Genomic DNA, 4,281 nt, shown 5'->3' on the forward strand with positions numbered 1-4,281 from the left:
CGGGCCCGCCGTGCGCCGACCCGCTCCCTGCGCTGCGCCTTGCGGCGCAGGGCGCGGCGCTCCTCCTCACCGACGCCGCCCCAGACCCCGTGGGTCATCCCGGTCTCCAGCGCGTACTCCAGGCATTCCTGGATCACCGGACAGCGGTGGCAGACCTCCTTGGCCCGCGCCTCCTGCTGCTGGGCGGCCGGGCCCGCCACCCCCACCGGGAAGAACAGCTCCGGGTCCTCGTGCGTGCATTCGGCCTTCTGCCACCAGGCCATGACTGCCCCTTCCGTGAACGACGGTGCTGTAAGCGCCCGCCGTCGGACTCACACGCATGGTTCGCGAGCGGGCGCCGCCCGGGAATCATGCGGGCGCGTCCTGGCGGGCTTCGATATGAGTCGGGTTTCCGATCGTGGCGGCGGCAAACGGATCCGAACAGGCCATGGCTCACACCGGGCATCCTCGGTGAGCCCCAGGAGCCGCCTCGGCCCGTCCCGGGGGCGTCGGTCCCGCCACGCCACGCGGTGAGCCCGGCGCCGGCCACCGGCGGTCAGCCCCCGGCCGCCTCCACAGAGCCGTAACCGCCGCCGCCCGGCGTGTGGACGACCAGGATGTCCCCCACTCCGACGTCCGTCGCGTCGCGGCCCTCCAGGTGGTCCACCGAACCGTCGGCGCGCTCGATCAGATTCGCGCCCAGCGCGCCCGGTTCACCGCCCGCCATGCCGTACGGAGGCACCCGGCGGTGGCCGGTGAGCAGGGCGACGGTCATCGGCTCCAGGAAGCGGATGCGGCGGGTGACGCCGTGGCCGCCGCGCCAGTGGCCGCGGCCGCCGCTGTCCGGGCGGATCGCGAAGCTCTCCACCCGCACCGGATAGCGCCACTCCAGCACCTCGGGGTCGGTCAGCCGGGAGTTGGTCATATGGGTCTGTACGGCGTCCGCGCCGTCGAAGCCGTCGCCGGCGCCGGAGCCGCTGGCGACCGTCTCGTAGTACTGGACGCGGTCATTGCCGAAGGTGACGTTGTTCATCGTGCCGGAGCCCTCGGCCTGGACGCCCAGGGCCGCGTACAGGGCGCCCGTGACGGCCTGGGAGGTCTCGACGTTCCCGGCGACCGTGGCCGCCGGGAAGACGGGCGCCAGCATGGAGCCCTCGGGGATGCGGACCTCAAGGGGCTTCAGACAGCCGCTGTTGAGCGGGATGTCCTCGGCGACCAGCGTCCGGAAGACATAGAGCACGGCCGCCATGACCACGGAACTGGGCGCGTTGTCGTTGCCCGGCCGCTGGGGCGAGGTGCCGGTGAAGTCCAGGAGGGCGCCGCGCGCCGCGCGGTCCACCGTAAGGGTGACGCGGATGACCGCCCCGCTGTCGGTCTCGTAGCGGTACGAGCCATCGCCGAGGCCGGTCAGGATGCGGCGCACCGACTCCTCGGCGTTGTCCTGGACGTGGCCCATATAGGCGTGCACGACATCGAGGCCGAACTGCCCGATCATCCGGCGCAGTTCCTGGATGCCCTTCTCGTTGGCGGCGATCTGGGCGCGCAGATCGGCGAGGTTGGCGTCCGGGGCGCGGGACGGATACGGCCCGCCGGTCAGCAGCTCACGGGTCTCCCGCTCCCGCAGCGCCCCGTCCCGTACCAGCAGCCAGTTGTCGAAGAGGACGCCCTCCTCCTGGATGGTGCGGCTGAAGGCGGGCATGGAGCCGGGGGTGATACCGCCGATCTCGGCGTGGTGGCCGCGCGAGGCGACGAGGAAGAGCAGCTCGTCCCCCGCCTCGTCGAAAACCGGGCTGACCACGGTGACATCCGGCAGATGGGTGCCTCCGTGGTACGGGTCGTTGATCGCGTACACATCGCCGGGGCGCATCGTGTCCCCGTTGCGCCGCAGCACCTCCTTGATGGACTCGCCCATGGAGCCCAAGTGCACCGGGATGTGCGGGGCGTTGGCGATGAGACTGCCCTCGGCGTCGAAGAGGGCGCAGGAGAAGTCGAGCCGCTCCTTGATGTTGACGGAGTGGGCGGTGTGCTCAAGGCGCACGCCCATCTGTTCGGCGATGGCCATGAAGAGGCTGTTGAAGACCTCCAGCATCACGGGGTCCACCTCGGTGCCGACCGCGGTGGTGCTCGGCCGCGGCCGGACCCGGGTGAGCAGCAGATGGCCGCTTTCGCCCGCGGTGGCCTGCCAGCCGGGGTCGACCACGGTGGTGGCGTCCTCCTCGGCGATGATCGCGGGCCCGGTGACCCGGTCCGACGGGCGCATACGGTCGCGTTCATACAGCGCGGTCCGCTGCCATCGCCCTTCCGCGAACATTCTTACGGTCGTCACGGGCGCCAGTACGCCCTCCCTGGGCGGCCGCTGAACGGCGTGGCCGCCGACGGGCCCGGACGCGCCGACCGCCTCCACCGACACCGCCTCCACGACCAGCGGCTTGTCCATGGTGAAGGCGTAGCGCGCGCGGTGCGCCCGGACGAAGTCCTCGGTCATCGCGGGGGCGGAGCCCAGCGGGACGGGGATGCTGGAGTCGGTGCCCGCGTACCGCAGATGGACCCGGGCGACGGTGTCCAGGGTGTCCTGCGGGACACCGTCCGCGAGCAGTTCGCCGCGGGTCCGGCCGGCCAGCCGCCCGCACAGCTCGCGCACGCGCTCCAGCGTCTCCTCGCCCAGCTCCGCCTCGACGGCCTGCTCGCGCATGGCGGTGGCGTCGGCCACCCCGATGCCGTACGCGGAGAGCACTCCGGCGAGCGGCGGCACGATCACCGTGCCGATGCCGAGCGCGTCGGCGACCGCGCAGGCGTGCTGGCCGCCCGCGCCGCCGAAGCTGGTGAGCGCGTAGCGGGTGACGTCACGGCCGCGCTGTACGGAGATCTTCTTGACCGCGTTGGCCATGTTGAGCACCGCGATGTCCAGGAAGCCCGCCGCGGCCTCCTCCGGTCCGCGCCGGTCGCCGGTGGCCTCCGCGATCTCCTCGGCGAGCGCGGCGAAGCGCTCCCGGACCGTCGCCGCGTCCAGCGGCCGGTCGGCGTGCGGGCCGAAGACCGCCGGGAAGTGGTCCGGCTGGATCCGGCCGAGCATCACATTCGCGTCGGTCACCGTCAGCGGGCCGCCGCGCCGGTAGCAGGCGGGACCGGGGACGGCCCCGGCCGAGTCCGGCCCCACGCGGTAGCGCCGGCCGTCGAAGTGGAGCACCGAACCGCCGCCCGCCGCCACGGTGTGGATGTTCATCATCGGGGCGCGCATCCGCACCCCGGCGACCTCGGTACCGAAAACGCGCTCGAACTCGCCCGCGTAGTGCGAGACATCGGTCGAGGTGCCGCCCATGTCGAAGCCGATGACGCGGTCGTGTCCGGCCTCGCCGGAGGAGCGCGCCATGCCCACCACACCGCCCGCCGGTCCGGACAGCACCGCGTCCTTGCCCCGGAAGTGCGCGGCCTCCCGCAGCCCTCCGTTGGACTGCATGAACATCAGCCGGATACCGCGCAGTTCGGCGGCCACGTCCTCCACATAGCGGCGCAGGATGGGTGAGAGGTACGCGTCGACCACGGTGGTGTCGCCGCGTGAGACCAGTTTCATCAGCGGGCTGACCTCGTGGGAGCAGCTCACCTGCGGGAAGCCGAGGTCGCGCGCCACCGCGGCGAGGGCCTGTTCGTGGGCGGCGTGCCGATAGCCGTGCAGCAGGACGACGGCGGCGCTGCGGAAGCCGTCGCGGTGGGCGGTGCGCAGCGCCTCGGCGGCGGCGTCCAGGTCCAGGGGGCGGACGACCTCGCCGTGGGCGTCCACCCGCTCGGGGATCTCCACCACCCGGTCGTACAGCGCCTCGGGGAGCAGGATGCGGCGGTCGAAGAGGCGGGGGCGGTTCTGGTACGCGATGCGCAGGGCGTCCCGGAAGCCTTCGGTGACGACGAGGACGGTCGGCTCGCCCGTGCGCTCCAGCAGGGCGTTGGTGGCGACCGTGGTGCCCATCTTGACGACGTCGATCATGTCGGCCGGGACCGGATCGCCGGGGCCGAGCCCCAGCGTCTGCCGGATCCCGGCGACAGCGGCGTCGGTATAGCGCTCGGGGTGGTGGGAGAGCAGCTTGCGGGTGACCAGGCGGCCGTCCGGACGCTTGCCGACGACGTCCGTGAAGGTTCCGCCCCGGTCGATCCAGAATTCCCAGCGCCCCGTCACCCCGCCATTGTCGCAGCGGGCGGCGGTGGGTCGGCGATGAGCGGATCGGCGGGCGGGTGGGACAGCGGCGCGGTGGGGGCGGGCTGCGCGGCGGCGGACAGGGGCGGGGGCGGCTCGGTGAGGGCGCCGGCGGG

Annotated in this window: 2 protein-coding genes; both read right to left on the reverse strand. The window is 72.9% G+C overall.

Going from position 1 to position 4,281, the window contains the following annotated elements; all coding sequences use genetic code 11:
* A partial coding sequence (locus KN815_RS46160) for a WhiB family transcriptional regulator (RefSeq protein WP_059145458.1) occupies positions 1-263 on the reverse strand: 263 nt, incomplete at its 3' end.
* Positions 264-535: 272 nt separating this feature from the next.
* Positions 536-4,147: a hydantoinase B/oxoprolinase family protein gene (locus KN815_RS46165; protein ID WP_216347762.1), complete on the reverse strand. Its 3,612-nt coding sequence runs from the start codon at positions 4,145-4,147 to the stop codon at positions 536-538.
* Positions 4,148-4,281: the final 134 nt, after the last annotated feature.

The organism is Streptomyces niphimycinicus (genome assembly GCF_018883605.1).
Classification (GTDB): domain Bacteria; phylum Actinomycetota; class Actinomycetes; order Streptomycetales; family Streptomycetaceae; genus Streptomyces; species Streptomyces niphimycinicus.